The sequence below is a fragment of the uncultured Ruegeria sp. genome (genome assembly GCF_947497005.1).
Lineage (GTDB): Bacteria > Pseudomonadota > Alphaproteobacteria > Rhodobacterales > Rhodobacteraceae > Ruegeria.
On record NZ_CANMFF010000002.1, the window covers coordinates 229,359 to 255,671 of the forward strand.

30 protein-coding genes are annotated in these 26,313 nt (G+C 58.2%); 16 read left to right on the forward strand and 14 right to left on the reverse strand.

The features are described 5' to 3' along the window. Positions 1 to 49 precede the first annotated feature (49 nt). The 4 genes from Q0816_RS03560 to Q0816_RS03575 all read right to left on the reverse strand — a co-directional run bounded on the left by Q0816_RS03560 (position 50) and on the right by Q0816_RS03575 (position 3,105). Positions 50 to 1,021 carry a beta-ketoacyl-ACP synthase III gene (locus tag Q0816_RS03560; RefSeq protein ID WP_298847754.1) on the reverse strand — a complete coding sequence of 324 codons (972 nt, stop codon included), beginning with the start codon at positions 1,019 to 1,021 and terminating at the stop codon, positions 50 to 52. 21 nt (positions 1,022 to 1,042) lie between these two features. Beyond that, positions 1,043 to 2,131, reverse strand: a complete 1,089-nt coding sequence (gene plsX, locus Q0816_RS03565; protein WP_298847756.1) for a phosphate acyltransferase PlsX — start codon at positions 2,129 to 2,131, stop codon at positions 1,043 to 1,045. Between the two features lie 24 nt (positions 2,132 to 2,155). After that, positions 2,156 to 2,362, reverse strand: a complete 207-nt coding sequence (rpmF, locus tag Q0816_RS03570; RefSeq protein ID WP_008756996.1) for a 50S ribosomal protein L32 — start codon at positions 2,360 to 2,362, stop codon at positions 2,156 to 2,158. A gap of 206 nt (positions 2,363 to 2,568) precedes the next feature. Then, on the reverse strand, positions 2,569 to 3,105 hold the full coding sequence (locus tag Q0816_RS03575) for a DUF177 domain-containing protein (protein WP_298847758.1): 537 nt from the start codon (positions 3,103 to 3,105) through the stop codon (positions 2,569 to 2,571). Positions 3,106 to 3,190: 85 nt separating this feature from the next. On the opposite strand from Q0816_RS03575, the gene Q0816_RS03580 reads away from it, so the two are divergent. The 3 genes from Q0816_RS03580 (at position 3,191) to Q0816_RS03590 (ending at position 6,382) form a co-directional block, all read left to right on the forward strand. Continuing rightward, positions 3,191 to 3,664 (forward strand): outer membrane protein assembly factor BamE, encoded by a 474-nt coding sequence (locus Q0816_RS03580; protein WP_298847760.1) that lies wholly within the window; start codon positions 3,191 to 3,193, stop codon positions 3,662 to 3,664. Positions 3,665 to 3,764: 100 nt separating this feature from the next. Next, complete coding sequence (locus tag Q0816_RS03585) at positions 3,765 to 4,505, forward strand: GNAT family N-acyltransferase (RefSeq protein WP_298847762.1); 741 nt, start codon at positions 3,765 to 3,767, stop codon at positions 4,503 to 4,505. 68 nt (positions 4,506 to 4,573) lie between these two features. After that, a complete protein-coding gene (locus tag Q0816_RS03590; RefSeq protein ID WP_298847764.1) occupies positions 4,574 to 6,382 on the forward strand; it encodes an ABC-F family ATP-binding cassette domain-containing protein in 1,809 nt (602 codons plus the stop codon). On the opposite strand, the gene Q0816_RS03595 is transcribed toward Q0816_RS03590, so the two are convergent. Both Q0816_RS03595 and Q0816_RS03600 read right to left on the reverse strand, forming a co-directional pair. Next, positions 6,379 to 6,927, reverse strand: a complete 549-nt coding sequence (locus tag Q0816_RS03595; protein WP_298847765.1) for a sugar O-acetyltransferase — start codon at positions 6,925 to 6,927, stop codon at positions 6,379 to 6,381. The genes Q0816_RS03590 and Q0816_RS03595 overlap by 4 nt on opposite strands. Positions 6,928 to 6,936: 9 nt before the next feature. Then, on the reverse strand, positions 6,937 to 7,692 hold the full coding sequence (locus Q0816_RS03600) for a 3-hydroxyacyl-CoA dehydrogenase (protein WP_298847767.1): 756 nt from the start codon (positions 7,690 to 7,692) through the stop codon (positions 6,937 to 6,939). A 223-nt stretch (positions 7,693 to 7,915) separates the two neighbouring features. Here Q0816_RS03600 and Q0816_RS03605 point away from each other — a divergent pair, with 223 nt between their 5' ends. Beyond that, on the forward strand, positions 7,916 to 8,713 hold the full coding sequence (locus Q0816_RS03605) for a hypothetical protein (protein ID WP_298847769.1): 798 nt from the start codon (positions 7,916 to 7,918) through the stop codon (positions 8,711 to 8,713). 75 nt (positions 8,714 to 8,788) lie between these two features. Here Q0816_RS03605 and tyrS read toward each other — a convergent pair whose 3' ends face one another. After that, positions 8,789 to 10,042 (reverse strand): tyrosine--tRNA ligase, encoded by a 1,254-nt coding sequence (gene tyrS / locus Q0816_RS03610; protein ID WP_298847771.1) that lies wholly within the window; start codon positions 10,040 to 10,042, stop codon positions 8,789 to 8,791. Positions 10,043 to 10,299: 257 nt separating this feature from the next. Here tyrS and Q0816_RS03615 point away from each other — a divergent pair, with 257 nt between their 5' ends. The 3 genes from Q0816_RS03615 (at position 10,300) to Q0816_RS03625 (ending at position 12,263) form a co-directional block, all read left to right on the forward strand. Then, the gene (locus tag Q0816_RS03615) at positions 10,300 to 11,421 is read left to right on the forward strand and encodes an anhydro-N-acetylmuramic acid kinase (RefSeq protein WP_298847772.1); all 1,122 of its coding nucleotides are present in this window, start codon (positions 10,300 to 10,302) and stop codon (positions 11,419 to 11,421) included. Positions 11,422 to 11,500: 79 nt separating this feature from the next. Next, entirely contained in the window at positions 11,501 to 11,791 is a 291-nt protein-coding gene (locus Q0816_RS03620) for a hypothetical protein (RefSeq protein WP_298847774.1), read from the forward strand. Between the two features lie 10 nt (positions 11,792 to 11,801). Further along, positions 11,802 to 12,263, forward strand: coding sequence for a hypothetical protein (locus tag Q0816_RS03625; protein WP_298847776.1), 462 nt, complete (start codon positions 11,802 to 11,804; stop codon positions 12,261 to 12,263). An 18-nt stretch (positions 12,264 to 12,281) separates the two neighbouring features. On the opposite strand, the gene Q0816_RS03630 is transcribed toward Q0816_RS03625, so the two are convergent. Both Q0816_RS03630 and Q0816_RS03635 read right to left on the reverse strand, forming a co-directional pair. Continuing rightward, a complete protein-coding gene (locus Q0816_RS03630) occupies positions 12,282 to 13,058 on the reverse strand; it encodes an extensin family protein (RefSeq protein WP_298847777.1) in 777 nt (258 codons plus the stop codon). A 91-nt stretch (positions 13,059 to 13,149) separates the two neighbouring features. Further along, the gene (locus Q0816_RS03635) at positions 13,150 to 13,569 is read right to left on the reverse strand and encodes a cupin domain-containing protein (protein WP_298847779.1); all 420 of its coding nucleotides are present in this window, start codon (positions 13,567 to 13,569) and stop codon (positions 13,150 to 13,152) included. Positions 13,570 to 13,654: 85 nt separating this feature from the next. Here Q0816_RS03635 and Q0816_RS03640 point away from each other — a divergent pair, with 85 nt between their 5' ends. Further along, positions 13,655 to 15,073 (forward strand): YdiU family protein, encoded by a 1,419-nt coding sequence (locus Q0816_RS03640; protein WP_298848155.1) that lies wholly within the window; start codon positions 13,655 to 13,657, stop codon positions 15,071 to 15,073. A gap of 14 nt (positions 15,074 to 15,087) precedes the next feature. Here Q0816_RS03640 and Q0816_RS03645 read toward each other — a convergent pair whose 3' ends face one another. After that, on the reverse strand, positions 15,088 to 15,969 hold the full coding sequence (locus tag Q0816_RS03645) for a DMT family transporter (protein WP_298847781.1): 882 nt from the start codon (positions 15,967 to 15,969) through the stop codon (positions 15,088 to 15,090). 244 nt (positions 15,970 to 16,213) lie between these two features. On the opposite strand from Q0816_RS03645, the gene Q0816_RS03650 reads away from it, so the two are divergent. The 4 genes from Q0816_RS03650 to eno all read left to right on the forward strand — a co-directional run bounded on the left by Q0816_RS03650 (position 16,214) and on the right by eno (position 19,840). Then, on the forward strand, positions 16,214 to 16,918 hold the full coding sequence (locus tag Q0816_RS03650; RefSeq protein ID WP_298847783.1) for an endonuclease/exonuclease/phosphatase family protein: 705 nt from the start codon (positions 16,214 to 16,216) through the stop codon (positions 16,916 to 16,918). A gap of 83 nt (positions 16,919 to 17,001) precedes the next feature. Further along, positions 17,002 to 17,415, forward strand: a complete 414-nt coding sequence (locus tag Q0816_RS03655) for a Fur family transcriptional regulator (protein ID WP_298847785.1) — start codon at positions 17,002 to 17,004, stop codon at positions 17,413 to 17,415. A gap of 135 nt (positions 17,416 to 17,550) precedes the next feature. Then, positions 17,551 to 18,429 carry a DMT family transporter gene (locus Q0816_RS03660; RefSeq protein WP_298847786.1) on the forward strand — a complete coding sequence of 293 codons (879 nt, stop codon included), beginning with the start codon at positions 17,551 to 17,553 and terminating at the stop codon, positions 18,427 to 18,429. A 136-nt stretch (positions 18,430 to 18,565) separates the two neighbouring features. After that, positions 18,566 to 19,840 (forward strand): phosphopyruvate hydratase, encoded by a 1,275-nt coding sequence (gene eno, locus Q0816_RS03665; protein WP_298847788.1) that lies wholly within the window; start codon positions 18,566 to 18,568, stop codon positions 19,838 to 19,840. Between the two features lie 48 nt (positions 19,841 to 19,888). On the opposite strand, the gene Q0816_RS03670 is transcribed toward eno, so the two are convergent. Further along, positions 19,889 to 20,170: a hypothetical protein gene (locus tag Q0816_RS03670; RefSeq protein ID WP_298847789.1), complete on the reverse strand. Its 282-nt coding sequence runs from the start codon at positions 20,168 to 20,170 to the stop codon at positions 19,889 to 19,891. Between the two features lie 388 nt (positions 20,171 to 20,558). On the opposite strand from Q0816_RS03670, the gene Q0816_RS03675 reads away from it, so the two are divergent. Then, the gene (locus Q0816_RS03675; protein WP_298847791.1) at positions 20,559 to 20,723 is read left to right on the forward strand and encodes a hypothetical protein; all 165 of its coding nucleotides are present in this window, start codon (positions 20,559 to 20,561) and stop codon (positions 20,721 to 20,723) included. On the opposite strand, the gene Q0816_RS03680 is transcribed toward Q0816_RS03675, so the two are convergent. Genes Q0816_RS03680 through mazG form a run of 3 tightly spaced genes read right to left on the reverse strand, consistent with a single transcriptional unit; the run spans position 20,720 to position 23,028 of the window. Beyond that, a complete protein-coding gene (locus Q0816_RS03680) occupies positions 20,720 to 21,169 on the reverse strand; it encodes an N-acetyltransferase (protein WP_298847793.1) in 450 nt (149 codons plus the stop codon). The two genes, Q0816_RS03675 and Q0816_RS03680, sit on opposite strands and share 4 nt — an antisense overlap. After that, positions 21,166 to 22,107, reverse strand: a complete 942-nt coding sequence (locus Q0816_RS03685) for a nucleoside hydrolase (RefSeq protein WP_298847795.1) — start codon at positions 22,105 to 22,107, stop codon at positions 21,166 to 21,168. Before Q0816_RS03685 ends, Q0816_RS03680 begins: the two co-directional genes overlap by 4 nt. Positions 22,108 to 22,161: 54 nt before the next feature. Next, positions 22,162 to 23,028, reverse strand: a complete 867-nt coding sequence (gene mazG, locus Q0816_RS03690) for a nucleoside triphosphate pyrophosphohydrolase (protein WP_298848157.1) — start codon at positions 23,026 to 23,028, stop codon at positions 22,162 to 22,164. Positions 23,029 to 23,094: 66 nt separating this feature from the next. On the opposite strand from mazG, the gene Q0816_RS03695 reads away from it, so the two are divergent. From Q0816_RS03695 to speB (Q0816_RS03705), 3 genes are all read left to right on the forward strand, one after another. Further along, positions 23,095 to 24,258 (forward strand): M20 aminoacylase family protein, encoded by a 1,164-nt coding sequence (locus Q0816_RS03695; protein ID WP_298847797.1) that lies wholly within the window; start codon positions 23,095 to 23,097, stop codon positions 24,256 to 24,258. A 12-nt stretch (positions 24,259 to 24,270) separates the two neighbouring features. Then, the gene (gene speB / locus Q0816_RS03700; protein WP_298847799.1) at positions 24,271 to 25,245 is read left to right on the forward strand and encodes an agmatinase; all 975 of its coding nucleotides are present in this window, start codon (positions 24,271 to 24,273) and stop codon (positions 25,243 to 25,245) included. A gap of 88 nt (positions 25,246 to 25,333) precedes the next feature. Continuing rightward, complete coding sequence (gene speB, locus Q0816_RS03705) at positions 25,334 to 26,281, forward strand: agmatinase (protein ID WP_298847801.1); 948 nt, start codon at positions 25,334 to 25,336, stop codon at positions 26,279 to 26,281. The last annotated feature ends 32 nt before the right edge of the window (positions 26,282 to 26,313 follow it).

The following is a 26,313-nucleotide window of genomic DNA, read 5'->3' on the forward strand; positions in this document are numbered from 1 at the left end:
TGTCAATATCAATGAATTGCGGGCGGGTGTGTAAGCCGGTTTGCGCCGGTTACCACCGCAGAACGACCGCGCCCCAGGCCAACCCGCCGCCAATGGCTTCGGTCACGATCAGATCACCTGGCTTGATCTGCCCGCGTTCTTTACCAACCGACAAGGCCAGAGGAATCGATGCGGCCGACGTGTTGCCGTGATCCTGTACAGTCACCACGACGTTCTCCATCGGCAGGCCCATTTTCTTGGCGGTGCCCTGAATGATGCGGATATTGGCCTGATGCGGTACGATCCAATCCACGTCCGAATTGCTCAGCCCCGCACGATCCAAAGCGGTTTCCGCCGTTTTTGTAAGTTTTTCAACGGCATGGCGGAAAACCTGATTGCCCTGCATGCGCAGATGCCCGGTGGATTGGGTCGAAACGCCACCGTCGACATACAGCAGGTCCTTATAGCGCCCGTCCGAATTCAGATCGGTCGCCAGAATACCGCGATCTTCGGCGGTGCCGTTGCCATCCTGCGCTTCCAGAACCACAGCACCAGCACCGTCGCCAAACAGCACGCAGGTGGATCGATCGGTCCAGTCCATGATCCGCGAGAAGGTCTCAGCCCCGATCACCAGTACCCGCTTAGCCTGACCCGAAACGATCAATGCATTTGCGTTGGACAGGGCAAAAACGAATCCTGCACAAACCGCCTGTACATCAAAAGCAAAGCCCTGGGTCATGCCCAAACGAGCCTGAACCATGGTGGCAGCAGAAGGAAAGGTCAGGTCCGCTGTCGAAGTCGCCAAGACGATCGCATCAATATCATCCGCTGTCAGACCTGCATCAGCCAATGCGGCTTCGGCGGCTTTGGTGGCCAGATCGGATGTCGTCTCGTCTTCGGCAGCAAAATGGCGACGTTCGATCCCCGAGCGGGTTTTGATCCATTCGTCGGTTGTGTCCAGGGTATTTTCAAACTCGGAATTGGGAACAACGCGCTGCGGCAAATAATGCCCGACACCAACTACAACTGAACGGCCTGCCATTTTAGGGTACTGCCTTTTTTGTTATTTATCTGTCTGCGGCGCTGTTTGCGCGGCATCTTGTGCAAGCTGGGCAGTGGATGCAACCCGTGCGGCCAATTTTTCGGCAAAGCCGGATTGCGCCAAAGTGAAGGCCAGTTTGACTGCGGCTGACACGCCTGTCGCATCAGCTCCGCCATGGGATTTTACCACGGTGCCGTTCAGCCCCAGAAACACGCCACCATTCACGCGTCGCGGGTCGATCCGCTTCTTCAAGCGGTTCAGCGATGTGATAGCTAAAATCGAAGCCAATCGGGACAGGGGAGAGTACTTGAAGGCCTGACGCAGCAGGTCGCCGATCAGGCTGGCTGTACCTTCGCCGGTTTTGATCGCGACGTTGCCGGTAAAGCCATCGGTTACAATGACATCCGCCTTGTCACCGGGAATGTCGCTGCCTTCAACGAAACCCACAAAGTCGAAATTCGCCTGCTCTGCGAATTCCGAAATCATCGAATGTGCTTCTTTAAGCTCGGCGCGCCCTTTGTGCTCTTCTGTGCCGACATTCAGCAACCCGATCCGGGGGCGGCTCAAGGCCATGCCGTTGCGTGCGTACGACGCGCCCATCAGGGCGTATTGCAGCAAATCCTTGGCGTCGGCGCGCACGTCTGCGCCGACGTCCAGCATCACATTGAACCCCTGCGGGTTGCGCGAAGGCCACAGTATCGCAATAGCCGGCCGGTTTACGCCGGGCAATTTACGCAGGCGCATCATCGACAGGGCCATCAGTGCGCCGGTGTTGCCACACGAAACCGCACCATGGGCTTCGTTCTGGCGCACTGCTTCCAGCGTAGACCACATCGAGGTCTGCTTGCCGTTGCGCACGACCTGACTAGGTTTATCCTCCATCGTGACCACGTCGGGGCAATCACGAAAAACGACGCGCCCTTCAAGGACACGCCGTTTGGCGACTAACTTGCGCAAAGCCTGTTCGGGTCCGTGCAGCAAGAACCTGATTTCCGGGTTCTTGTCGGCCGATTTCGCAAGACCGGCAACAACCACAGCGGGACCTGCGTCCCCACCCATAGCGTCGACCGAAATGGTGATCCGTCCGGCGTGCGTGGGCTGTTCAGTCATGCCTGGTTCTGCGCTCGATCAGGCTTAGGCTGCGTCTTCGTCCAGATCGATTTCGTCGGCCTGAGCGACGACTTCGCGATCATCGTAGTGGCCGCAGGATGCGCAAACGTGATGTGGGCGCTTCAGCTCGCCGCAATTCGGGCATTCGTTCGGGTTTGCAGCAACCAGAGCGTCGTGTGCGCGGCGGTTGTTGCGACGCGACTTGGAAACTTTGTTCTGTTGGACGGCCATGGTCTCAACCTTTGTCTACTAAGGGTCAGCAGATTCGCCGCCGACCGGGGTTTCATATTTCGTTTATCGTGGTTTGACGCGCGTTTAGGGGACCAGCCCAGCAATGTCCAACCCAAAATTCCGATGAGCGCGCGAAGATACTGCGATTCTCGTCATGTTCAAGCGATTTTTCTGACCGTCTGCTATGACAGGAATTCAGCCCTCTGTCACTCGTCTTTTTTGAGTGCGTCGCGCAATCCTGCCAATCCGGCAAAGGGTTTGACATCTTCGTCCGTCAACGCCTGTTTTCCGGGCTCGGTGTAGTCTGCCTGACTCAACTCGGCATCATCTTTTCGGGGATATTGCGGCAGTGCAAGTGACAGAGCCTCGACCATAACCAATGCAGGGTCTATTTCAGGACCCAGAGGTTCGGATTCGTCATCTTCCGGAATTTCGAACTCCGGTTCGTCAGGATCAGTCCAATCCGCCAGAAATGTGCGATGAACTGGCGTGTCGATCCGGGTCGTGACCGGTTCGAGCGTGACAACACAAGGCTGGATGACGGTTGCGCCAAGTTTGCCGTTCAGAACCCAGTCACGCTTGCCCTGAGCGCGAACCTCGCCTGAAAAGCTGAGTTTGCGCAGACCCAGCAGCCCCAGGTCCTGTCTGATCCCGTCCAGAGCGGCGGATGCGGGGCGCAGATCAAAGGGTGTCGGGGCGTTCTGGGGCAGGTCAGCCACCCGAAGTGATGTAATGTTGCTCATTTGTGAGCCTTTCTATGTGTTGAACCGTGGCTGTGGTTTCTGTAATCGGATAGAAGCCGCAAGAGGCCAAGGCAAGAGGGTGAGCATGTTGAAGGTAGTGAACCGGTTGAAACCAGCGACGAAATCGCTTGTGTTTATTGTCTGTCTGGCTGTGGCCGGGGCTTGTACGCCCATCTTTAAGAATCACGGCTATGTGCCTCCGGCTGAGGAATTGGCGGAAATCAAAGTCGGCGTCGACACGCGCGACAGCGTTGAAGAGGCCATCGGTGCGCCAGGCGCATCGGGTGTCGTGCAGGAATCGGGTTACTACTATGTCCGTTCGCGTGTGCGCCACTACGGCCCGAAACGACCCGAGGTGGTATCCCGAGAGCTGGTTGCCATCAGTTTTGACCAGCGCGGTGTTGTCCGAAACATAGAACGCTTCGGTCTGGAAGACGGCATCGTGGTTCCCCTGGAACGCCGCGTGACCGATTCCAACGTTCAGGATAAAGGCTTCCTGCGTCAGCTGCTTGGCAATATCGGCAACTTCAACCCGGCCAATATTCCAGGCGCCAATTAATTCGGTCCTCCGCCATTTGTTGGTCATAAGACAGTCACATGTAATGTGCTACCGAGGCCATGACGACAACAATGGGTCGGCAACCGTGGAGGATGCGACCGTGGCGACGACAGTTTTGTTGAGCAAAGGGCGCTACCGCGCCCGACTGGCGCAATCGGCTGAGGACATCAGGGCCGCACAGGCCCTGCGGACATTTGCTTTTGGCATCCGGCAACCGGACAGCGACGATTTCGATATGCAATGCAGCCATATCCTGGTTGAGGATATGCGGTCTGCCGGACAGGTAGTCTGTTGCTTTCGGATGCTGACGATGGACCATGGTCGCGAAATCGGACGCAGTTATTCCGCACAGTTCTACGACCTGAGCTCGATGGAGGGTTTCGGTGGCCGTATGGTCGAGATCGGCCGGTTTTGCGTTCACCCGGATTTAAGCGACCCGGATATCCTGCGCGTCGCATGGGGGGCAATGGCGGCTTATGTGGACCAGAACAACGTCGAGATGCTGTTTGGGTGTTCCTCTTTCGCTGGAACCGAGACCGAGCAGTATCTGGATGCATTCGCGATGCTCAAACATCGCCATCTGGCCCCGAAACGATGGTTGCCACGAGTGAAGGCGCCGGATGTTTTCCGCTTTGCCGCGCGTTTGCGGCGCAGACCGGATGCGAAAAAGGCGATGTTGCGGATGCCGCCTTTGCTGCGAACCTATCTGATGATGGGCGGTTGGGTCAGCGATCATGCAGTGGTGGACCGTCATATGAACACACTGCATGTGTTCACCGGGCTTGAAATCGGATCGATTCCCCCGGCACGAAAACGTTTGCTGCGGGCAGTGGCCGGGTAGATTGAGTATTTTTGAAAAGGTGAAGCACAGGCGTTGACGCAGTGTGACTGCCGGTTTAGCTGGCGGGCATGGCGAGAATTCCTTTGTTGCAGATGTCCGGCATTTCCCTGACTTTCGGGGGTGATCCGGTTTTTTCCGAACTTGATCTGGTGGTACAGCCCGGTGATCGCGTGGCCCTGGTTGGGCGAAATGGCTCGGGTAAGTCCACCCTCATGAAGGTGATTGCCGGGCTGGTCGAGGCCGACCACGGTGAGATCGTTGTCCCACCGGGAAAATCCGTTGGCTATATGGAGCAAGACCCAACGATGGAAGGGTTTGCCACGCTGGGGGACTATGCCTCCAGCGGGTTGGAGCCCGGCGAACTTTACAAGGTAGAACGGGCAGGTGAGGGGCTGAAATTTGACCCTTCACGCGCAATTGAAACCGCCTCGGGTGGAGAGCGTCGGCGGGCGGCACTGGCCAAGCTGATGGCCGAAGCACCGGATCTGATGTTGCTGGACGAACCCACCAACCATCTGGATATCGAAGCTATTGCGTGGCTGGAGCGCGAACTTGGGTCAACCCGCGCGGCTTTTGTGCTGATCTCGCATGACCGCGCGTTTTTGCGGGCGCTGACGCGGGCGACCCTCTGGGTTGATCGGGGGGCTGTCCGACGGCAGGAACAGGGCTTTGAAGCTTTCGAAACCTGGCGGGACAAGATTTGGGAAGAAGAGGACCAGCAACGCCACAAGCTGAACCGTCTGATCAAGTCTGAGGCGAAATGGGCAGTTGAGGGCATCAGCGCACGACGCAAACGTAACCAGGGTCGGGTACGGGCGTTGCAGGCGCTGCGGGCCGAAAAGTCAGCGCAGATCAAACGGCAGGGCTCGGCTGCGATGACGCTTGAGGCGGGGCCGAAATCGGGCCGAAAGGTGATCGAGGCCAGAGGATTGGCCAAGGGGTATGGCGACACGCAGATCGTCCGGAACTTTGATCTGCTGGTGCAGCGCGGTGACCGTGTGGCCTTTGTGGGGCCGAACGGGGTTGGCAAGACGACGTTGCTGAAAATGCTGCTGGGGCAAGTGGACCCGGACGAAGGCTTGGTGTCGTTGGGTACCAATCTTGAGGTCGCGGTGTTCGACCAGACCCGCGCTCAACTGGACCCTGAAATGAGCCTGTGGGACAGCCTGACTGGGGACCCCGAGATGCGGGTCTCGGGCAAGGCTGATCAGGTGATGGTCGGTGGGCAGCCAAAGCATGTGGTGGGATATCTCAAGGAATTCCTGTTTGACGAGCAGCAGGCAAGAGCGGCCGTTAAGTCCTTGTCTGGTGGGGAAAAGGCGCGGTTGCTGCTGGCCAAGTTGATGGCGAAATCCTCGAACCTTCTGGTTCTGGACGAACCGACCAACGATCTGGATGTCGAGACGCTGGATCTGTTGCAGGAGCTTTTGGACAATTATGACGGCACGGTTCTGCTGGTCAGCCATGACAGAGATTTTCTGGACCGGGTGGCTACAACCACGATTGCGATGGAAGGAAACGGACGCGCCACCGTCTATGCAGGCGGCTGGTCAGATTACATCGCGCAGCGTGGCGATGTGGTCGAGAAAAAGGAAGAAAAAGCAAAGGCATCAAAGCTAAAGGTCAAGCAGGACACGAAGCAGAAACCAGGCCTGTCCTTCTCGGAAAAGCACCGGTTGGAAAAACTGCCTGCCGAGATCGCGCGCCTAGAGGCTGAAATCGCCAAGCTTGAAGAGTTGATGTCCGATCCTGAGTTGTTCACCCGCGAGCCGGTGAAATTCCATAAAGCCAGCGAGGCGCTGGTTGAGCGGCAGGAGAAACTCTCTGCCGCTGAGGAGGAGTGGTTGACGTTAGAGGAAAAAGCGGAAAGCGCTTAGGGTGTCAGTCGTTTGGCTGGATTTCCTACCACGGTCTCTCCGGCTGCGACGTCCCTGGTAACAACGCTGCCCGCGCCGATTGTGACATTGTCGCCGATGGTGATCCCGGGCAACAAGGTCGCGCCTCCGCCGACCCAGACTTGCCTGCCGATTATGACCGGCATTCCGATTTCCAGGCCTTGTGCCCGTTCAGCGGGGTCTTTGGCGTGATGGGCGCAGTAGATCTGGACATTGGGGCCGAACATCGTGTCGTCTCCGACCCGCACTGGGGCCGTGTCCAAAACAACGCAACCGGCATTGAAATACACCCGGTTGCCCAGATGGATGTTCATCCCGTAGGCGCAGTGAAATGGGGCCTCGAGAAAACATGCCTCGCCTACACCGCCCAGCAAAGCGTGCAGCTCTGGCGCCATCTCTCCGCGCATGTCTGGCGGGCAGGTGTTGTGAGCGTGAACGGCACGTCTTGCCCGTGCGCGCAGGGCGTCCAGTTCCGGGTCCAGACAGCAATACCACTGTCCTGACTGCATTTTTTCACGTTCCGACATAGGTCAGGTTTAACGCATGCGCAGGGCACCGTCGATGCGGATGACTTCTCCATTTAGGTATCCCATCTCGACAATGAAACCGGCCAGTCGTCCGTATTCTTTCGGATCGCCCAGACGGGCCGGATTCGGGACGTCGGCTGCCAGCTGTTGTTGCACTTCTTCTGGCAGGCCCGCCAGCATCGGGGTCATGAAAATGCCCGGCGCGATGGTCATGACCCGAATTCCGCTCGAGGCCAGATCGCGAGCCATTGGCAGCGTCATGCCAACAACCCCGCCTTTGGAGGCCGCGTAGGCCGCCTGACCTTTTTGCCCGTCAAAAGCGGCGATGGAAGCGGTGTTGATGATCACGCCGCGTGCGCCGTCTGGTTCGGGTTCGTTCTTTGCCATCTCGGCGGCGGCCAGCCGGGAAACGTTGAAGGTGCCGATCAGATTGATGTCGATGGTGCGCTGGAACGCGTCCAGAGGATGAGGGCCGTCCTTGCCGACCGTCTTGATGCCGTAGGCGATGCCTGCGCAATTCACGGTCGCGGTGATCTTGCCCATCTTGTCCATGCCATGGCGTATGGCGGCGGCCACCGACTGCTCGTCAGTCACATCGGTCTGCACGAAATGCCCGCCGATCTCGGCGGCAACCTTTGCGCCGCGGTCCGCATCACGATCCAAAATGGTGACCTGCGCGCCTTTCGAGGTGAAGTGGCGGGCCGTGGCTTCGCCCAGACCGGACGCGCCGCCGGTCACGAGGGCGGCAGTGGTGGACAGGTGCATGGTGAACTCCTCCCGAGAATATGAACACTTGTTCAATAACTGTTTTGCAGGGGCGGTGTCCATATCTTTGAGAAAGAGAGCGTTAGGGTAAGGGACCGAGATCATCCGGCGCGATGGTCGGGCTGATCCTCAAGATATCTTAACCCCAACTTCACGAAAACGCGCCTGTTCGTGAGCGAAGAATTCAGCGCCTTTGTGTGTTTTTTCGCCAGGAGGATCTGTTATGGTAAAGAGTACGAAGCAAATATTGGGTGCAGCTATTGCTGTTCCTGTTTTTGGAATGGTGATGGTTGGCAGTGCTGTTGCCGCACCGGAAACCTGCAACTGGAAAACGGCACGAAACCTTGCCAATGCCGGGGACTATGCCGGGTTGTGCGATTGTGTGCAGGTGACCCCGAGTTTTCTGGACAGGCTTCAAAAGCGTTCTGACTTTACGACAACGTTGAGTGTTACCGGAGCGCAATGCCCGGGGCTTGCCGCGTTGTTGACGGATTTTCCGACGGCAAGCTTGTCTGGCCAAGCCGAAAACCGTGGCGAAAGCCGTGGCTCTGAACCCGGTGGGTCTGGGATTGCAGATGCTGGTGGTGCATCCGGTGGCGGTGGCGCGCCCGGCAGTAGCGGAGGCGAAACCGGCAGCGGCGAGTCTGGCGGCGGCGGTGGTGAATCTGGCGGCGGCGGTGGTGAATCTGGCGGCGGCGGTGGTGAATCTGGCGGCGGCGGTGGTGAATCTGGCGGCAGCGGTGGCGAGTCCGGTGGCGGCGGTGGTGAGTCCGGCGGCGGTGGTGAGTCCGGTGGCGGAGAATCCGGCGGTGGAGAAGGTAATGGTGGGAAAGGCAAAGGCGAAGGTAAAGGTGGGAAAGGCAAAGGCGAAGGCAAAGGCGGGAAAGGCAAAGGCGGTGGCAAGGGCAACAATGGCCACGGCAATGGCGGCGAGGGCAACAGCCCGGGTCGCGGCAACAACGCCAACGATGATGAAAGCGGTGACCGGCCCGGTCGCGGCGGTGGAAAAGATCGCAGGTAAGCGTTCCTTTCCGAAAGTAAATCGGCCACCCGATCGGGTGGCCGTTTCTATTCGATCGGGATCAGCCCTGCTGGGTTAGCCCAGTTGCACCAGCGCATGTCGCTTTTTGCCCGCGCTCAGCTTGATAGGGGATGAAAGGGCGCCTGCGTCTATCATCAATCCCGCATCGGTCAGCGGCGCGTCATCCAGCTTGGCGCCGTTTTCGGCGATCAGGCGCTTGGCCTCCTTGCCGGATTTGGCCAGGCCAGATTTGACGATGATCTGCACGATGGACATACCATCACCAAGCTCAGCCGCGCTGAGGGTCAGGGTGGGAAGATCGTCGCCCACGCCACCCTTTTCGAACACTTCGCGAGCGGTGGCTTCGGCGGTCTCAGCAGCCTGCGCACCGTGGGCCAGCGTCGTCACCTCGTTGGCAAGACGGATCTTGGCTTCGTTGATTTCGGATCCTTGCAGCGCACCCAGGCGGTCGCACTCGTCCACCGGCATTTCGGTGTAGAGTTTCAGGAACCGCCCGACATCAGCGTCGGTGGTATTACGCCAGAACTGCCAGAATTCATAGGGCGAGCGCATGTCCGCGTTCAGCCAGACCGCGCCGTCCTGAGATTTACCCATTTTCTTGCCGTCGCTGGTGGTCAGCAGGGGTGAGGTCAGACCATAGATTTCGTGATCCAGCACGCGGCGGGTCAGGTCGATACCATTTACGATATTGCCCCATTGGTCGCTGCCGCCCATCTGCAGAACGCAGCCATAGCGGCGGTTCAGTTCCAGGAAATCATAGGCCTGCAGGATCATGTAGTTGAACTCAAGAAAGCTCAGCGACTGTTCACGATCCAGTCGGGACTTCACCGATTCAAAGCTCAGCATCCGGTTGACTGAAAAATGCCGCCCGATGTCCCGCAGGAAATCGAGGTAATTCAGGTTGTCCAGCCATTCCTCATTGTTCAGCATCAGAGCCTTATTCTCGGCCTCAGAGTCATAGTCGATATAGGCCGAGAACACCTTTTTGATGCCCGCGATATTCTCATTGATCTGTTCGGGGCCCAGCAAGGGGCGTTCATCCGCGCGGAACGAAGGGTCGCCCACCTTGGTGGTGCCGCCGCCCATCAAAGTGATCGGCTGGTGGCCGGTTTTCTGGAACCAGCGCAGCATCATGATCTGAATCAGGCTGCCCACATGCAACGACTTGGCCGTTGCATCAAAGCCGATATAGGCCGGTTTGCACCCACTAATCAGCGCGTCGTCAAGGCCCTGATAATCGGTGCAGTCGGCGAGGAAGCCGCGCTCGATCATCGTGGCGATGAAATCCGATTTGGGGTGGTAGGTCATATCGTGCCCTTTGGGTTACTGTTGCGGGGCACTGTATAGGCGGCAGCGCAGGAGAGGAAAAGGCACCTTTTCATCTCAGGGGCGGCGGGGGATCAAGGGTGTCGATCCAGACACGCGCCCCGAGAAAAAAACCGATCAGCTGGATCAGAACGCTTGCCTTTGTCGTCCAACAGAAGGCAGGTTGACCGGGCTGCAACCCAGAGGTGATCCCCCAGACCCGGATGCGGCGGAAGACACAGCCAATTCAGGAGGCAGGCTTGGGCCAGACCATCAAAAAACACGGACCGGTCCGGGTATTGGGCGCGATGTCCGGCACCTCGATGGACGGGGTGGACGTTGCGGTTGTGGAAACTGATGGGCACTCGATCCTTGGCTTTGGTGAAAGCGGATATCGCGCGTATTCGGATGCCGAGCGCGATGTGCTGCGGGCAGCACTGGGGCAGTGGCACGGACCTCAGGTCGATGCAGCGGCCGAGATGATCACATTCGCCCATGCCGAAGCGCTGTCCGAGTTCGAGGATGTGGACCTGATCGGCTTTCATGGTCAGACGCTGGCACACGAGCCGCGCGGGCGTGGGACCTTGCAGGTGGGCGATGGCCTCGGGTTGGCACAGGCGTTGGGGCGTCCGGTGGTCTGGGATTTCCGCAGTGATGATGTGGCAATGGGGGGCGAGGGGGCGCCGCTTGCGCCGTTCTTTCACTTTGCCTGTGCGAAATGGTTCGGTGCGGACCGGCCTTTGTGCTTTCTGAACCTGGGTGGCGTTGGCAATCTGACCTATGTGGACCCGACGTTTGACGGCCCCGAAGCGCCCGGCGCGTTGCTGGCCTTTGATACGGGACCGGCCAATGCGCCGGTCGATGATCTGATGCAGGAACGGCTGGGGCTTCCCATGGACCGGGACGGGGCGATCGCGCGCGACGGTACTGTCGAGATGGGTGCGCTGGAACTGTTTCTGGCCGAGCCCTTTTTCGCCCGGATGCCGCCGAAATCGCTGGACCGGAACGATTTCTCGGAAATGATCGGTCTGGTGCAGGAATTAAATGACGCCGATGCGGTGGCCACCCTGACCGGGATGTGCGCCGCAGGTGTGGTGCAAGGGATGGAGCACTGCCCGAAGCCGCCATCCTGTGTGCTGGTCACCGGGGGTGGCAGGCATAACCCCGTGTTGATGGAGATGCTGCGCGTTTCACTGGATTGCCCGGTTGAGCCGGTCGAGGCTGTGGGATTGGACGGCGACATGCTAGAAGCGCAAGCTTTTGCCTATTTGGCCGTGCGTGTGTTGCGGGGTTTGCCGACCTCTTGCCCCGGAACAACGGGAGTTCAGGCGCTGGTTGGTGGCGGGGTCGTAAGCTCGGTTTCGATGGATCCGGTTGGGTAACGCCACCCGGAAAACAGTTCAAAAAAACAACTCTTTGTGCGACGGTTACCCCGGACCCATTGAATGAGGGTAAGGCATTATGGCGACCAAAGCAGAGCTTGAATCCGAGTTACAGAAGTTACGGGAACGAAATACGACGTTGGAAGCGCAGGTCGAAAAAGACCTGGACCCTAACGATCCGCCGGAGCGCGCCAAATCATCGGATGAAATCCGGAAGCTGCTGGAAGACCATGGGATCGACCTGAGTCAGGTTCAGTCGCTGGGAGAAGACGTGGTCGAGGAGTTTGGTCGCTTGCAAAAAGACTATCCGATCACGGCGTTGCTGATAGCGTTTTCGCTGGGGTACGTCGTCGGGCGCGCGCAGGGTTAGGAGACCAGTTATGAGCAGACTAAGCAAAAATCTGGTGACGATTTACCGGACCGAACGTTTGATTACACGCCGCCGTCTTGCTGTGGTTCAACAGCAGACCATACTGATGGGTATCGCTGGCATCTTAGTGTTGTTGGCGGTGGTACTATTGAATGTTTCCTTGTTTTTGGCTCTTCAAAACTCAATGTCGCCAGCCTCGGCGGCGGCGCTGTTGGCCTTTGGAAATTTGGTATTTGCAGGATTTCTGGTTCTGATCGCAAGGCGCAACACTGTCGAGGAAGAGGTCGCCCCGGCCGTAGAAGTGCGCGACATGGCCATAGCGGATATTGAAGACGAATTGGAAGAGATGACCGCAGAGGCGCGAGAGGTCGTGCAGGCGGTCAAGAGCATCGGGTCGAACCCTTTGGGTTCGGCAGCAACACTGCTGGTGCCGCTGATCAATATGTTGATCAAAAGCCGAAACGAAAAATAAGCGGCGCAACCCGAAGGTTTATCGGCACACCGGTGCGCCCTTGCGGCGGGCTGTGTCAAAGTGGAAATGTCCGGTGTGATAACGGTCAGCATCTGGACCCAACACGGTTCCGAACACTCCGCAGGCCTCGCGGTGCAATTTGCGCATGACGGAAGATTGTTCACCGTCGTTCCACCCGTCGCGCACCGTGATCTGAGTTCCGTCCTGAAGGACAAAGGTCGATATATCGATAGCCCGCCCGCGTGCGTGTTCCGAAATGCGCGCGCGCGGCTGGTTGTTCTGGGTCTTGCAGGCATAGTGCCCGACAATGCGCAATCCTTTGAGCCCGCCGCCCTGATCGGCAAAGGCGGGCTTGGCGGTGTTCTCGATCCACGTCTTCAACGTGACTGCTGTCTGGCAATCCATCAACGACAACTGGCTAAGCGCGATTTCAGAGATTCTATAGACCCGAACGGGGTTGGCGATCCCACACCCCCGGGCTTTTCCGGAAAGAGGTTTTCGCGTTTCCCCCAGAATGGTCCAGTCGCCACATACTGCACCACGCTCAAGCATGCGTTCGCGACCGACTTCAAACTGACGAAACTTGCAGGGGCGAAGCGCAGGGCGTTTTGAAGCCAGCACGGCGGGCTCGACTTTTTCCGGCTTCCTTTGCGCCGTTAGATGATCTTCGCTCAAAACCTCGGGTTCAATCAGGTCAGACGGAAGGGGGGATTCGGTGCACGCAGGTTCAGCGTTTGCAAAACCCGCAATTGCCAGCAGGAACGGGACAGACAGAAAGGCCTGTTTGATTCTCACTCGATACTCCGTCACCAGAAGCTACCTGTATAGAATGATAAAAGGTCGGCTTTCTGTAAACTCCACTTATTAGCGATCGATGTCGTACGGGTTACACTTTTGGGATATCAAACCCCGGTTCCGCCAGTTCGAACCCTTCGAATTGGAACCCGGGGGAGACTGTGCAACTGACCAGCGTATAGTCTCCAGTGCTGCGCGCCGCTTGCCAGTGGCCCTTGGGTACAATCAGTTGAGGCGCGCCTTGCGACAGATCGGGCGTCAACAGATGGTCGGCGGCAGGACCATCGTCAGATGCGCTCAGCGACAAGATCAGCGGTGCGCCCGCGTGATAAAGCCAGATCTCGGTCGCATCGACACGGTGCCAGTGGCTGCTTTCGCCTTCCTGCAACAGGAAATAGATGCAGGTGCCGGTGGGACGGCCTTCGTTTTCAGCACGCCAGGTCTCGGCGTACCAACCACCTTCGGGGTGCTGTTGCAGGTTCAGGCCGTCGATAATCTCTTGTGCGTTCATACGGTCCCTCGTGTTTGAGCGCGATTATGCACGGGACGGCGCGATCCGCTATGGTATTCGTGCGCCCAAGGAATATGTTTGCGGCATGACACTGACGATCCCTTTCGATAACTCTTATGCCCGTCTGCCGAATGCATTCTTTGCGCGGCAATCACCGGTTCCTGTGCGCGCGCCGAAGATGATTGTGTTCAACGATGATCTGGCGCGGCTGCTGAGGATTTCACCCGGCGATGTGCAGGACATGGCCCAAGCTTTTGCGGGAAACAGTATTCCCGAGGGCGCTGAACCGATCGCACAGCTATATTCCGGGCATCAGTTCGGGCAATACAACCCGCAGCTTGGTGACGGACGCGCGGTGTTGCTGGGTGAAACTGTCGGAACGGACGGAATGCGTCGTGACATACAGCTGAAAGGCTCAGGCCCCACGCCGTTTTCGCGCCGGGGCGATGGCCGGGCGTGGCTGGGGCCTGTCCTGCGCGAGTATGTGGTGTCCGAGGCGATGCACGCGCTGGGCATTCCAACCACGCGTGCTCTGGCAGCGGCGGAAACGGGTGAGACTGTCTTTCGCGAAGGGCCAATGCCGGGTGCGGTGCTGACACGGGTTGCGACCAGCCATCTGCGGGTTGGCACCTTTCAGGTGTTTGCCGCACGGGGTCAGTTGGACAGCCTGAAGCGTCTGACAGACTATGCCATTACGCGCCACTACCCTGAAGCTGAAGGCCCAATGGGCCTGTTGCGTTCGGTGCGGGATGCGCAGGCCAGTTTGATTGCGCAATGGATGAGCGTGGGCTTTATCCATGGGGTAATGAACACTGACAACTGCTCAATCGCGGGAGAGACCATTGATTACGGCCCCTGCGCGTTCATGGATACGTATCATCCCAATACCGTCTTCAGTTCGATTGACCAAATGGGGCGCTATGCCTATTCGAACCAGCCCGATATCGCGGTGTGGAACCTTGCGCAGCTGGCGACATCATTGATCCAGCAGGTAGACGACAAAGAGGCCGCCGTGGAAGAGGCGACCGAGATCGTCCATGCCATGCCGGACATGCTGCAACAGAACTGGTTGACACGGTTTCGGGCGAAGATCGGTCTGACGACTGCTGAAGATGGCGATCTGGAGTTGATCACAGGCTTGCTGAAGCGCATGGCCGAAGGGCAGGCGGATTTCACCAATACCTTCCGGGCGCTGGGCAGTGACGCTGCTCGGGATCAGTTCCTTGACCCCGCGGCTTTTGATGGTTGGGAAGAGAGTTGGCGTGCACGGTTGGAACGCGAAGCAACGCCGCTGGACGTAACGACCGCGGCAAATCCGACTTTCATTCCGCGCAATCACCGGATCGAACAAATGATTCAGGCAGCGGTGAAAGGCGATTACGCGCTGTTCCACCGATTGAGTGCTGTCCTAGCGCGACCTTACGACGAACAGGCCGGCGCTGCGGATCTGAAGCGTCCTCCGGCCAAGAATGAGGTGGTACACGCGACGTTCTGCGGGACGTAACGCATGGCGCGAGCCTACTTTCGCAGGATTTCCAACACTGCGGCGCTGACGATCAGGGTGGCGCCCAGAAACTCGCGCAGACCAAAGGGTTCACCGGACAAGGCCGCAGCGGAGGCGAGGCCGATGACAACCTCGCTCATCAACAGCAGGCCGACACGGGCGGGGGACAGCTTTGTTGCTGGCCAGATGGTCATGTAGACCATCGGCAGGACATAAAACGCCGATAGCAGAGCATAGCCCACGACCCGGAGTGTTTCACCCTGAGCGATATTTGGCAGGGTTTGGTTCCCCAGTACTGCAAGACTGAGAAGTGACAACAACAACGCCCCAGTGACGAAGGCAAAGACCTGACCCGAAATGGAGATGTTGCCAGCCTTGTACAGGCCCAGAGTGCCCAAAGCCCAGCAGACACCTGACGCCAGCGCCAGCCAGTCGCCCATGTTCTGCGGCCATGGCACGAACCCGGAGTCCCCAAGTACGACAAACAGTCCGCCAAGCCCGCAGATCAGGCCCGCAAGGCGCATCAGGCTCAGGCGCTCTCCCAGGAACACAAGGCCCAGAACGGTGCCCCAGATGGGAGTGAGGTAGAACAGGAGGATCGACCGTACGACATCGGTGTAGACCAGGCTGATGGAATACAAGCTGAACGCCGCCCCCGTGAACATACCGCTGAGCATCAGGTCACGCCATTGACGGGTCAGCAGACGTCTGTCAGCCCAGATAAAGGGGATCAAAGCAATCAGGGCCGCGCAATACATTGCGATTCCGGGCCAGGGGCCGGTCAGGCCCTGGTCCAGGAAAAACCGGACCGGGATCCAATAAAGGCCCCACAGCGCGCCGCCCATCACCAGGATGATACTGGCCCGTGTGCTTCTGTCTGGTTGGGTCTGGCTCAAGCTCACCTCGGCCTCGGTCTAGCTGCGACGCGACGTCGTCACCGCATCGGGATAGAGTGTTGCGGGGCTGGGGATCAAGCGGAACCTCTGCATTGAAAGCAAGCAGGGCGCAATCGCCAATTTTACGGACAAAATACTTGGGTCCAACGGCGACCCTTACTTCCGGCGGTAGGAAACAGAGCAGGGGGGTTGCACCCAGCGTCAGGCATGGCACTTTGGAGCCAGTTCAATTGGTCACACTCCTATGCAAACGTCATCCTCTTTGCGCATCGCAAGCTACAACATACAGAAATGCGTCGGGCTGGATTTCCGGCGTCAGCCGCAGCGTATTTTGCAGGTCATCGAAAACATGCAGGCTGACATCGTCGTATTGCAGGAGGCCGACAAACGCCTGCCACCGCGCCCGGCGGCGCTGCCGCATTTCATGCTGGACGAGGCGGGGTGGCAGATTGTCGATCTGGGAGGTGCCGGCAGTCTGGGCTGGCACGGTAACGCGGTGATCTGGCGGGGGAAAGATATCTCGGTGCGCCGAAAAGGGTATCACGACTTACCGGGGTTGGAACCACGAGGGGCGGTTCGAGTTGAGTTTGACACCCATATCGGGCCGCTGCGAGTGATGGGTATGCATTTGGGGCTTTTGCCCGCTTCGCGACGGCAGCAGATTTCACATATCCGGCGGAATGACGGAGATCTGGATCAGATGCCGACGGTTTGGGCCGGTGATTTCAATGAATGGTCTCGTCAACCGGTGTTGGATCATCTGGCCCCGGAAATGCAATTTCTACCGCCCAGGCCCAGTTTTCCTGCCGCGCAGCCGCTGGGGGCGCTGGACCGGATCGCGCTGGGCACCGGGGTGCAGGCCATTGCCCACGGTGTTCATGACAGGCGACCCGCACATATCGCATCAGATCATTTGCCGGTCTGGGCCGATCTGACAGGTGCAGGCTGAGAACGCTGGAAAAGATGAAATCCCTGTAGCGCAAAGCGAACAGACCTATTAAGACAGACACCCGAGCAAGTCTGAGGGGCATCATGTCGGATACAATTATTGGGCGTTGTGAAGCCAAGGGGCTGCGCATGACCGGTCAAAGAAGGATCATCGCGCAGGTACTGGAACAAAGCGACGATCATCCTGATGTCGAAGAACTGTACTCGCGTGCCTCAGCGATAGATCAAGGTATCTCTATCGCAACGGTGTATCGCACGGTCAAGCTGTTCGAAGAGGCGGGAATTCTGGAACGTCTGGAATTCGGCGATGGGCGCGCGCGTTATGAAGATGCCGAGCGGGACCATCATGACCATCTGATTGACATGCAGTCTGGTGAGGTTATCGAATTCGTCGACCCCGAGATTGAAGCCCTGCAAGAAAAAATCGCGGCAAAGTTGGGATATAAGTTAAAGGGGCACCGGCTGGAACTGTATGGTGTTCCGCTGGAACAGGATTGATCCATCACAAAACGCGATTGATCCCCTCACGTTAATTCATCAGGCGTGACGGGGAATTGTCTTGCCAGTTGCCATTGGTTGAGGTTGTTGTGCGTGCATTGGCGCCTGAATTGCCCTTTTCCTACGGACACGCATATGAACAACGTAAACGGCATTCTGCTGCTCATCGGGTCGATGGCGGCCTTTGCACTTGAGGACATGTTCATCAAGGTGCTGTCTGGCTCTGTGCCGACAGGACAGATCATGGTGTTTCTGGGCGTGTTTTGCGGGCTCGTCTTTGCCGCGATGTCAGTGGTCACACGCAAACGGATCTTTGATCCTGTGGCTTGGAAAACCCTGCCATTGGTTCGCGCCGCGACAGAAGGTTTTGGCGCAGTGGCGTTTGTGACAGCCTTGTCACTGATTGATCTGTCCACCGTTGCTGCGGTGTTTCAGGCCATGCCGCTGGTCGTCACCATGGGGGCGGCCCTGTTTCTGGGGGAACAGGTCGGATGGCGTCGCTGGAGCGCCATTGGTGTCGGCTTTATCGGTGTTCTGATGATCATCCGCCCCGGGATGGAGGGCTTTCGGCCGGAATCGCTGTTTGTGGTGTTGTCTGTCGTTGCAATTGCCGCCCGTGATCTAATCACGCGCAGGCTGGATGCACGGGTCGCTTCGTCCGTTGTTGCGATGCAGGCTTATATTGCGGTTGCTGTCGCGGGTCTGATTCTGATGGTGATGTCCGGGGCATCCTATGTGCCTGTTCAAACAGGTCAATCAGGTCCGTATCTGGGGGCCATCGGCTTTGGTGTGCTAGGGTATTACGGTATCGTAACGGCGATGCGGGTGGGCGAGGCGTCTGCCCTTATGCCGTTCCGGTACACACGTCTTGTGTTCTCGATCCTCGCCGGAATGCTGATGTTCGGCGAACGCCCGGACACGCTGACAATGGCAGGGGCGACCCTGATCATCGGCTCGGGTCTTTACACCTTTATCCGTGAACGGCGTCTGGCGCGCGCGCTGGCTCCGGCCTGACCGTGTTGGCGCAAACAATGGGCTGTTAGCCCTAAAGGTTCGGAAATATTCATGTTAGCGATAACGGAACCGGTTTACTTCTGACCGGTTGCTGCTATGACGCGTGCAACCGACCGCAGCCATAGGGACAGGCCTCATGAGCACCATCATCGACATCCACGCACGCGAAATTCTGGACAGCCGGGGTAACCCGACAGTTGAAGTCGACGTGATTCTGGAAGACGGCACCATGGGGCGCGCCGCCGTTCCGTCGGGCGCATCCACGGGCGCGTATGAGGCCGTAGAAAAGCGTGACGGCGACAAGGCGCGTTACCTGGGCAAGGGTGTTCTGGAAGCCGTTGCCGCCGTGAACGGTGAGATCGCCGAAGAACTGGTAGGTTTCGACGCGACCGAGCAGGTGGCCATCGACCAGGCCATGATCGAACTGGATGGGACGGAAAACAAAGGCCGTCTGGGCGCAAACGCCATTCTGGGTGTGTCGCTGGCGACGGCCAAGGCGGCTGCGGATTTCACCACGCAGCCTCTATATCGGTACGTGGGCGGTACTTCGGCCCGGGTTCTGCCGGTTCCGATGATGAACATTATCAACGGCGGCGAGCACGCCGACAACCCGATCGATATTCAGGAATTCATGATCATGCCGGTTGCGGCCGCGAATATCCGTGAAGCCGTGCGCATGGGTTCAGAAGTGTTCCACACCCTGAAGAAAGAGCTGTCTGCCGCCGGTCTCAGCACCGGAATCGGGGATGAGGGCGGTTTCGCCCCCAACATCGCATCAACCCGCGAGGCACTGGACTTCATCCTGAAATCTATTGAGAAAGCTGGATACAAGCCGGGAGACGAAATTCACCTGGCGCTCGATTGCGCGGCGACCGAGTATTACAAGGATGGTAAATACGTCCTGTCGGGCGAGGGCAAGACCCTGACATCCGAAGAAAACGCCGCTTACCTCGCCGCGCTGGTGAACGACTATCCGATCATCTCAATCGAAGACGGCATGTCCGAAGATGACTGGGACGGCTGGAAGGCCCTGACCGATGCCATTGGCGACAAGGTGCAGCTGGTGGGCGACGACCTGTTCGTGACCAACCCGATCCGTTTGGCCGAAGGGATCGAGCGCGGCTGTGCCAACTCGATGCTGGTCAAGGTGAACCAGATCGGTTCGCTGACCGAAACCCTGCGCGCTGTCGATATGGCGCATCGCGCGCGTTACACCAACGTGATGTCGCACCGGTCGGGCGAGACCGAGGACGCCACCATTGCCGATCTGGCCGTGGCGACAAATTGCGGCCAGATCAAAACCGGATCGCTGGCGCGGTCGGACCGGTTGGCCAAGTACAATCAACTGATCCGGATCGAGGAATCGCTGGGCGAAGTTGCTGACTACGCCGGTGCATCGATCCTGAAGTAATCTAGGTACGGGGGCCAATGGCCCCCGTGTCTTTTGAGGGGCAGGGCGTCAGCCTTTGATCTTCTTGATGATCATGCCGACAACAACCTGAACCACCAAACCTGCGACACCACCACCGACAAGATTCGCGGCCAGAGCCCCCAGATCCATGCCGCCCGCCGCAGCACCACCGGCCCCCAGCAAACCACTGAGCAGTTGACCGCCGCCTACGCCGCCCACGGCACCGGCAAACATGTTGCCAAGACTGCCCATGTCAGAGCCCTTGACGACCTTGCCGCCCCCTGTGCCGCCTATGGCACCGCCAACCAGTTGACCGATCAATTGTTCCATTTCTGACCCTCTGCGTTCATGGATATGAGATTTCAAGGGTCCTAATCGGACGCCCGCGGAACGGTCACGGGGAAAGATACCGAAGAAATGTCTGTTTCCGGGGGCGCTACCTGAGGTTGAGGGCGCCGCGCTCTGTTTTTCTCAGGGTGTTAGATCCTTACAATCAATCCGGAAAAACCGATGAAATATACCGAAAATCTGAATTTTCCTTGGGATTGAGGTGTGGTCTGAATTGGTCAGGTTAATCAGAAGGTTCCGGTGCACAGAAGCAATAGAATGATCGCTGTGTTTCTAAAATAAATGCAAAAATCATGTTATGTGTGAACTTTTACCTAAATAAACACAAGCGCGTGATCTAGCCTGATTGCATCGCAGAAAGGAGACTACGATGTCTGTATCCAAATTCCTTCTGATAGCCACCGCAGCGTCCATCACAATTCTGTCCGCTTGCGCGGGTCCGGATACTTACCCAATTACCGGCGACCCGGTTTCGTCGAATGATCCCGTACAGGACATGAATCCGGCTAATATTTTCCGGGGCGAGTCGCGTTAAAGCGTTTTGCTCATCAGCACGTACCTGTCGCGCGGCCTGAACCCGGTACGCAGATAAAGCTTCTGAGCGGCTTCGTTGTTTCGATCGACTTCCAGATGAAGGGCGGTCAAGCCTGCCCCAGCAAGGGCTTTGGGTAAATCCAGCATAACCTCGGTTGCGATACCGCGGCCCCGAACGGCAGGGCGGATATAGATCTCGTCCACGAAACCGTCCATGCCACCAAACTCGACCGACCAGCCAAAGGTCAGGATGATATAGCCCAGAGGCGCGCGTCCGGGTCCGATGAGGTAGACACAGCCATGAGGGATACCTTCCAGCAACGGGGTCAGTGCGTTTCTGGTTTTATCGGCGTCCTGATCCATCCCGGCCTCGGTATGAAACGCGGTGACCAGCGCCATCAGGCGATCCAGATCCTCGGGGCGCGCAAGGCGAAGAGAGGCGCTCATAGTCTGGCCAGCCTTTCTGTCAGCAGGGCAAAGAACCCGTCAGCGTCGACTTCCCCCACAAACAGCGCATTGGGGGAGCGGTCAGTCACACCCCACCAATCCGCAACGGTCATGCCCAGGGTCAGTTCGGACTGGATCTCAATTTCCACATTCACAAAACGACCGGTGAACAGCTCTGGTCGGATCAGATAGGCAGTTACGCACGGGTCATGCAGAGGCGCGCCTGTGCTTCCGTATTTCTCTTTGTCAAACCGCTCGAAGAAATCAGTCATCTCGGCCACGGCGATTCCGACATTGCTCCCGATCGCACGGAAAGCGTCATTGCGCGGCTTGGTGACCAGGGCTTTGTGCGTGACGTCCAGCGGCATCACCACTAATTGTACACCAGATTTAAACACAATATCAGCGGCTTCAGGGTCGACATGAATGTTGAATTCGGCGGTGGGAGTAATGTTCCCCACCTCGAAATACGCCCCACCCATTAGAACGATTCCCTGAACCCGATCGACGATATCAGGGGCTTTGCGGAAAGCGGTCGCGATATTCGTCAGTGGCCCCAAAGGGCAAAGAGTTACGGTTCCCGGTTCTTCAGCACGCAGTGTTTCGATGATGAAATCCACCGCGTGCCCATCGGACAAAGGCATTTGCGGATCAGGCAGGTCCGGGCCATCCAGCCCGGTCTTGCCATGTACATGTTCCGCCGTAATCAGCGCGCGGTTCAACGGTCGGTCGCAGCCCGCATAAACTGGCACATCAGTCCGACCGGCCAGCTCGCAGACGATTCGCGCGTTCTTGGCCGTCAGCTCCAGTGGGACGTTGCCTGCAACCGCAGTGATGCCCAGAACCTCAATCTCGTCGGGACTGGCCAGCGCCAGCAGGATAGCGACAGCATCGTCCTGTCCGGGATCGGTGTCGATGATGATCTTGCGAGGGGGCATGCGCGTCTCCGGCGGTCGTGAAGGTGGGACACTCGCAAGTGTCGGATCGCTTGTCTACCCGTTTCTGGGTGCGGCTATCGCATCCACCGGCGGGAGTTTGCCGTTGGCGCGATGCTCTTCATTTTTGACCTCATCCCAGAGCGCGTCCATCTCGGCCAGATCGCTTTGTGAGGGCGTCTTGCCTCGCTCGGCCAGCCGGGCCTCGACTTGTTCGAAACGACGCGTGAACTTGGCATTGGTACGGCGCAGGGCGGCTTCGGGTTCGATCCCCAGATGGCGGCCCAGATTGACCATGACAAAGAGCAGATCGCCGAATTCATCCTCAAGCGCATCAGCATCCATCTTGTCACGTGCCTCTTCCAGCTCGGCGGCTTCTTCGGTGATCTTTGCCAGCACATGGCTGGCATCGGGCCAGTCAAATCCCACACGAGCGGCACGTTTCTGCAGCTTATGGGCACGCAGAAGGGCGGGCAGGTTGGCTGCGACGCCGTCCAGCGCGCCTTGCTGTTCCTTGCCTGCGCGCTCAGCGGCCTTGATAGATTCCCAGTCCTTGGTTTGCTGGTCAGCTGATTTGTCACGCGATTCATCGCCAAACACATGCGGGTGGCGGTTAACCATCTTGTCAGACATGGTCCGCACCACGTCCTGAAAGGTGAAATGCCCGGCCTCTTCAGCCATTTGCGCATGGAAGACGGATTGGAACAGCAGGTCGCCCAGCTCTCCTTTCAGCTCATCATAGGCCTTGCGTTCGATGGCGTCGGCGACCTCATAGGCCTCTTCGATCGTATAAGGCGCGATGGTCGCGAAATCCTGTTCGATATCCCACGGACAGCCGGATTGGGGATCGCGCAGGCGGCGCATAATTTCCAACAGACGCTCGATACCCGCATCACTGTCATGGATCAGTGGATTTTCGACCATTGCGAACCCTTTCATTCCGGTGTCAGATGCATCCATTCCGCAGTCCCGATCAGGAGTCCACCCCAGATGCCCGTCGTCAACCGAATTGCCGATTTCTCTGCCGATATGACCAGATGGCGCCAGTATCTGCATACCATCCCCGAACTGGAATTCGAGTGCTATGAAACCGCGGCCTTTGTGGCCGAGCGTCTGCGTGAGTTCGGGGTCGATGAGTTGCACGAGGGCATCGCCAAAACCGGGATGGTCGCGATCATCAACGGGCAGGGCGACGGGCCGACGATCGGTCTGCGCGCAGACATGGATGCTCTTCCGATCCCCGAAGAGACCGGAGTGGAGTATGCCTCTCAGAACCCCGGAAAGATGCATGCCTGCGGGCATGACGGGCATACCACGATGCTGCTGGGGGCAGCGCGGTATCTGGCCGAGACGCGAAATTTCAGAGGCCGCGTCGCTTTGATCTTTCAGCCTGCCGAAGAAGAAGGCGGTGGCGCAGGCGTTATGGTCGAAGAAGGAATCATGGAGCGGTTTGATATCTCTCAGGTCTATGGCATCCACAACGATCCGGGAAATCCGGAAGGGGCGTTCTATACCACCCCGGGTCCGATCATGGCGGCGGTGGATTCGTTTGAGATCCATATCCAGGGTGTCGGAGGGCATGGGGCGATGCCGCATCAGGCCCGCGACCCGGTTATGGCGGCCTGTGGCATTGCTCAGGCGATCCAGACCATTGTCAGCCGCAACCATTATGCAGTGGAGGATCTGGTGGTTTCGGTTACCCAGATTCACACAGGAACAGTCAATAACGTAATCCCTGATACCGCCTATCTGAATGGCACGGTGCGCACCTTCGATCCTTCTGTACAGAAGATGGTGAAAGAGCGGATGGAGCAAATCGTTCAGGGGCAGGCGGCTTCATACGGGGTAGAGGCACGTTTGGATTATCAGGTCGGATATCCAGCTACGATCAATGATTCTGAAAAGACTGCTTTTGCTGCCGAAGTCGCGCGCGAAGTGTCCGGGCCCGAGCGGGTGGTCGACACAATGGGGCGCGACATGGGGGCCGAGGATTTTTCTTACATGCTTCAATCGCGGCCGGGTGCCTATCTGTTTCTGGGGCAGGGTGATGGCGCAGGGCTGCATCACCCGAAATACAATTTCAACGATAATATCGCGCCGGTGGGGGCTTCGTTCTTCGCGCGGATCGTGGAAAAGGCGCAGCCGCTGGGCTGACGGGGTAAAGAAATGGCACTGGAAGATGCAAAGAACCAGGTGGATGAGGCGTTCACCAACCCGGATCTCAAAGGGTTATCTTATGAAAACACGTTTGGCGGGGCGACATCGTTTCTGCGGCGGCTCTACACAAAGAACCTGACCGGAGTGGATATCGCCGTGACCGGCGTTCCCTTTGATCAGGCCGTCACGAACCGCCCCGGCACCCGGCTTGGCCCGCGCGCGATCCGCGAAGCCAGCGCGCTGCAATCGCCCGACGCACCCTATGGATGGCCTTATGATCCGCTGAGCGAACTGGCGATCGTTGATTATGGCGATATGGCTTATGACTACGCCAATATCCCGGCTTTTCCTGACACGCTGACCGATCATATCCGCACTATTCTGGCCGCAGACGTAGCCTCGGTCACACTGGGGGGCGATCACTATATCAGCTTTCCGATTCTAAAAGCTTATGCCGAGAAATACGGGCCGATGTCGCTGCTGCAATTTGATGCGCACACAGATACCTGGGCTGATGACGACATGTCCCGGGTCGATCACGGGACGATGTTCTACAAGGCGGTAAAATCCGGCATCGTGGATCCCAAGCGTTCTGTTCAGGTCGGTATCCGAACCACCAACGAGGACACGCTGGGCGTGAACATTATCGATGCGCGCGAGGTTTATGAATCCGGGCCTGCTGTTGTGGCGGAAAAGATCAAAGGCATTCTGGGTGACAGCCCCGTTTACCTGAGCTTTGACATCGACGGGCTGGACCCGGCCTTTGCCCCGGGCACGGGCACGCCGGTTTGGGGTGGGCTCAGCTCGATCCAGGCGCAGATCATCCTGCGCGACATCGCCGGGATTAACATCAAGGGCGGCGATGTGGTGGAGGTTTCTCCACCCTTTGACACCTCGGGCGCGACGGCAATTGCGGGCGCGCATGTAGCGACACAGATCATTTGCCTGCTGGGGTGGGACAAGCTGGCAAAGACAAAAGAGTGAACCCGCGCAATAACGCGTTAACCAATAGTTAGCCATACGTCCGGTATGTGCTGGATCAAGTGAATGACAGGAATGGGGAATAACGCGCATGACTGAATTCAACCAACCGGTCAGCGGCAATGATCTGGCGCGATTCTCGGGGCCGAATACGTTCATGCGCCTGCCGCAGGCGGCCTCTTTGGCGGGTTTGGATGTGGCGGTGCTGGGGATTCCGATGGATATCGGAACTTCGTGGCGGTCTGGCACGCGGTTCGGGCCGAAACAGATCCGCAGCGAAAGCGCGATGATCCGGCCTTACAACATGGCCACGTCGGCTGCCCCGTTCGACAGTCTGCAGATCGCCGACATTGGGGATCTTGCGATCAACACATTCTCATTGGCCGAAAGCCTCAGGATCATCAAGGAAAGCTATGATGCGATCCTGGAGAAGAATGTGATCCCGGTGGCGATGGGTGGCGATCATTCGATCACTCTGCCGATCCTGCGGGCCATTGCGGCAAAGCATGGCCCGGTGGCTTTGGTGCATGTGGATGCCCATGCGGATGTGAACGATGAGATGTTTGGCGAAAAGGAAACCCACGGCACTGTTTTCCGCCGTGCCTTTGAGGAGGGGCTGATTGTCCCTGACAAGACCTTTCAGATCGGCATTCGCGGCTCGGGCTATGCGGCCTCGGATTTTACCGAAGCCAGGGATTGGGGGTTCCGCCAGTTCCCGGCCTGGGAGCTGTGGCAGCAGAACCTGACGCAGATCGGGTCGCAGATCCGCAAGATCATCGGGGATCATCCGGTTTATGTCACTTACGATATCGACAGCCTGGACCCGGCATTTGCACCGGGCACCGGTACGCCGGAGATTGCCGGGTTGACCACGCCACAAGCGCTGCAACTGATTCACGCGTTGCAGGGCGTGAATGTGGTGGGGTGTGATCTGGTCGAGGTCTCTCCGCCTTATGATCCGTCGGGCAACACGGCGCTGACGGCCGCGAACCTGATCTATGAGATGCTGTGCATCCTGCCGGGTGTGACGTCACGGTAAGCCGGCCGGAATGACTTGCCCCGCCGTTTGAT

Excerpts from the sequence above, each read along its gene's own strand:
- Q0816_RS03620 (WP_298847774.1), top strand. The coding sequence starts at position 11,501 with ATGGCGACCAAAGCAGAGCTTGAATCCGAGTTACAGAAGTTACGGGAA.
- Q0816_RS03650 (WP_298847783.1), top strand. The coding sequence starts at position 16,214 with ATGCAAACGTCATCCTCTTTGCGCATCGCAAGCTACAACATACAGAAA.
- rpmF (WP_008756996.1), bottom strand. The coding sequence starts at position 2,362 with ATGGCCGTCCAACAGAACAAAGTTTCCAAGTCGCGTCGCAACAACCGC.
- mazG (WP_298848157.1), bottom strand. The coding sequence starts at position 23,028 with ATGGTCGAAAATCCACTGATCCATGACAGTGATGCGGGTATCGAGCGT.
- speB (WP_298847799.1), top strand. The coding sequence starts at position 24,271 with ATGGCACTGGAAGATGCAAAGAACCAGGTGGATGAGGCGTTCACCAAC.
- Q0816_RS03595 (WP_298847765.1), bottom strand. The coding sequence starts at position 6,927 with ATGTCGGAACGTGAAAAAATGCAGTCAGGACAGTGGTATTGCTGTCTG.
- Q0816_RS03680 (WP_298847793.1), bottom strand. The coding sequence starts at position 21,169 with ATGAGCGCCTCTCTTCGCCTTGCGCGCCCCGAGGATCTGGATCGCCTG.
- Q0816_RS03625 (WP_298847776.1), top strand. The coding sequence starts at position 11,802 with ATGAGCAGACTAAGCAAAAATCTGGTGACGATTTACCGGACCGAACGT.
- Q0816_RS03675 (WP_298847791.1), top strand. The coding sequence starts at position 20,559 with ATGTCTGTATCCAAATTCCTTCTGATAGCCACCGCAGCGTCCATCACA.
- Q0816_RS03560 (WP_298847754.1), bottom strand. The coding sequence starts at position 1,021 with ATGGCAGGCCGTTCAGTTGTAGTTGGTGTCGGGCATTATTTGCCGCAG.
- speB (WP_298847801.1), top strand. The coding sequence starts at position 25,334 with ATGACTGAATTCAACCAACCGGTCAGCGGCAATGATCTGGCGCGATTC.
- Q0816_RS03695 (WP_298847797.1), top strand. The coding sequence starts at position 23,095 with ATGCCCGTCGTCAACCGAATTGCCGATTTCTCTGCCGATATGACCAGA.
- plsX (WP_298847756.1), bottom strand. The coding sequence starts at position 2,131 with ATGACTGAACAGCCCACGCACGCCGGACGGATCACCATTTCGGTCGAC.
- Q0816_RS03670 (WP_298847789.1), bottom strand. The coding sequence starts at position 20,170 with ATGGAACAATTGATCGGTCAACTGGTTGGCGGTGCCATAGGCGGCACA.
- eno (WP_298847788.1), top strand. The coding sequence starts at position 18,566 with ATGAGCACCATCATCGACATCCACGCACGCGAAATTCTGGACAGCCGG.
- Q0816_RS03685 (WP_298847795.1), bottom strand. The coding sequence starts at position 22,107 with ATGCCCCCTCGCAAGATCATCATCGACACCGATCCCGGACAGGACGAT.
- tyrS (WP_298847771.1), bottom strand. The coding sequence starts at position 10,042 with ATGACCTACCACCCCAAATCGGATTTCATCGCCACGATGATCGAGCGC.
- Q0816_RS03580 (WP_298847760.1), top strand. The coding sequence starts at position 3,191 with ATGTTGAAGGTAGTGAACCGGTTGAAACCAGCGACGAAATCGCTTGTG.
- Q0816_RS03640 (WP_298848155.1), top strand. The coding sequence starts at position 13,655 with ATGACACTGACGATCCCTTTCGATAACTCTTATGCCCGTCTGCCGAAT.
- Q0816_RS03590 (WP_298847764.1), top strand. The coding sequence starts at position 4,574 with ATGGCGAGAATTCCTTTGTTGCAGATGTCCGGCATTTCCCTGACTTTC.
- Q0816_RS03600 (WP_298847767.1), bottom strand. The coding sequence starts at position 7,692 with ATGCACCTGTCCACCACTGCCGCCCTCGTGACCGGCGGCGCGTCCGGT.
- Q0816_RS03575 (WP_298847758.1), bottom strand. The coding sequence starts at position 3,105 with ATGAGCAACATTACATCACTTCGGGTGGCTGACCTGCCCCAGAACGCC.
- Q0816_RS03655 (WP_298847785.1), top strand. The coding sequence starts at position 17,002 with ATGTCGGATACAATTATTGGGCGTTGTGAAGCCAAGGGGCTGCGCATG.
- Q0816_RS03660 (WP_298847786.1), top strand. The coding sequence starts at position 17,551 with ATGAACAACGTAAACGGCATTCTGCTGCTCATCGGGTCGATGGCGGCC.
- Q0816_RS03605 (WP_298847769.1), top strand. The coding sequence starts at position 7,916 with ATGGTAAAGAGTACGAAGCAAATATTGGGTGCAGCTATTGCTGTTCCT.
- Q0816_RS03635 (WP_298847779.1), bottom strand. The coding sequence starts at position 13,569 with ATGAACGCACAAGAGATTATCGACGGCCTGAACCTGCAACAGCACCCC.